This window comes from Micromonospora sp. NPDC004336, assembly GCF_053602615.1.
On sequence record NZ_JBSGDY010000359.1, the window covers coordinates 1 to 1,663 of the forward strand.

Annotated in this window: 2 protein-coding genes; both read right to left on the bottom strand. The window is 75.2% G+C overall.

The annotated features are described in order from the left end of the window. Window positions 1-1,051: glycosyltransferase (locus ACWENR_RS30715; protein WP_452280430.1), on the bottom strand; the 1,051-nt coding region annotated here is incomplete at its 3' end. Beyond that, a partial coding sequence (locus ACWENR_RS30720; RefSeq protein ID WP_452280431.1) for a glycosyltransferase occupies window positions 1,036-1,663 on the bottom strand: 628 nt, incomplete at its 5' end. The genes ACWENR_RS30720 and ACWENR_RS30715, both read right to left, overlap by 16 nt.

A 1,663-nucleotide genomic window follows, 5' to 3' on the forward strand; every position in this document is an offset into this window, starting at 1 on the left:
CGCCCAGCGCCCGCGGGTCCCGGGCCGGGACCAGGTCACCGGTGACGCCGTCGACCACGGTGTCCTTGATCCCGCCCACGGCGGTGCCGACCACGGGCACGCCGCACGCCATCGCCTCCAGCGGGGTGAGCCCGAACGGCTCGTACCAGGGGGCGGCCACCAGGATGTCCGCCGAGCGGTACCAGCGGCCCATCTCCTCCCGGGGCACCGCGCCGACCAGCTTCACCCGGTCGGCCACCCCGCAGGTGACCGCGAGGGCACGCAGCCGGCGGGCGTACGGGTCGGTCTCCAGCAGGCCGGCGGGCGGACCACCGACGACCACGCACTCGGCCTCCGGCACGTACGCCATCGCCCGGACCACCGTCTGGAAGCCCTTCCGCTCGACCAGCCGGCCCACCGTGAGGATCCGTGGCGGGCCGTCCTCCTTCTCGGCGGTCGGCCCGAGCGGGGCGAACGTGCCCAGGTTGACCCCGGACGGGACGACGGTCATCCGGGACCGGGGCACGCCCATCCGGACCAGCTCGCCGACCTCGTCCTGGCACTGCGCGACGACCCGGTCCACCGACCGGCCCAGCTCCCGCTCGTAACCGATGCGGCGGGCCGGGCTGGTGTCCTGCACCCCCTGGTGCCGCCGCTTCACCACGCCGAGGGCGTGGTACGTCTGCACCACCGGCACCCCGGTCTGCCGGCCGGCGGCCAGCGCGGCGAGCCCGCTCATCCAGAAGTGCGCGTGGATCACCTCGGGCGCCCAGTCGCCGCCCCGCCACCGGTCGACCAGCCAGCGGCTGAACTCCCTCATGTGCGGCAGCAGCGCGTCCTTGGCGACCGGCTCGGCCGGCCCCGCCGGGACGTGCACCACGTCGTAGCCGTCCGGGCTGCGTACGGTCACCGGCAGGTCCACCGCGTCGCGGCGCGTGTAGACCCGCACGTCGTGCCCGGCGGCCGCGAGCGCGGCGGAGAGCTCGGCGACATGCGTGTTCTGACCGCCGGCGTCCTCGCCGCCCAGGATGGCGAGCGGGCTGGCGTGCTCCGAGATCATCGCGATGCGCATACTTCCTCCTCCAGCAGCCGGTCCCAGTCGGCGAGGAAACGGTCGAGGCCGTAGCGGTCCCGGGCGAAGGCGCGGGCCTCGGCCCCCGCCCGGCGCGCCTCCGCCGGGTCCGCCACGAACCGGCGGGCGGCGTCCAGCAGGGTGTCGATCCGGGTGGACAGCGCTCCGCCGCCGGGCGGCACCGCCATCACCGCCTCGGTGGCGGCCAGCGCGATCACCGGCATGCCCATCGCCATCGCCTCGATCAGGCTCAGCCCCAGCGACGTCCACCGGCACAGGTGCAGGTACGCCCGCCGCCGCCCCAGCTCGGCGTGCATCAGGTGCTGGGGGACGTCGTCGTGGCTGGCCACCCGGTCGGCCGGCAGGCCCAGGTGGTCGGCGAGCCCGGCCACCTTCATCCCGAAGACGTCCAGCGGGGCGATCTCGGCGAAGCGGGGCAGCAGGTCGGTGCCGGTGACGCGCCAGCGGCGTACGGGCTCGTTGATGACCACGGCGAGCCGCTCCAGCTCGCCGGTGTACTCGACCCGGGGCGGGACGATGCCGTGGTCGACGACGGTGGTGCGGGTGGTGCCGGTGTCCCAGAAGAGGTGGTTGAAGTGGGTGACGTGGGCG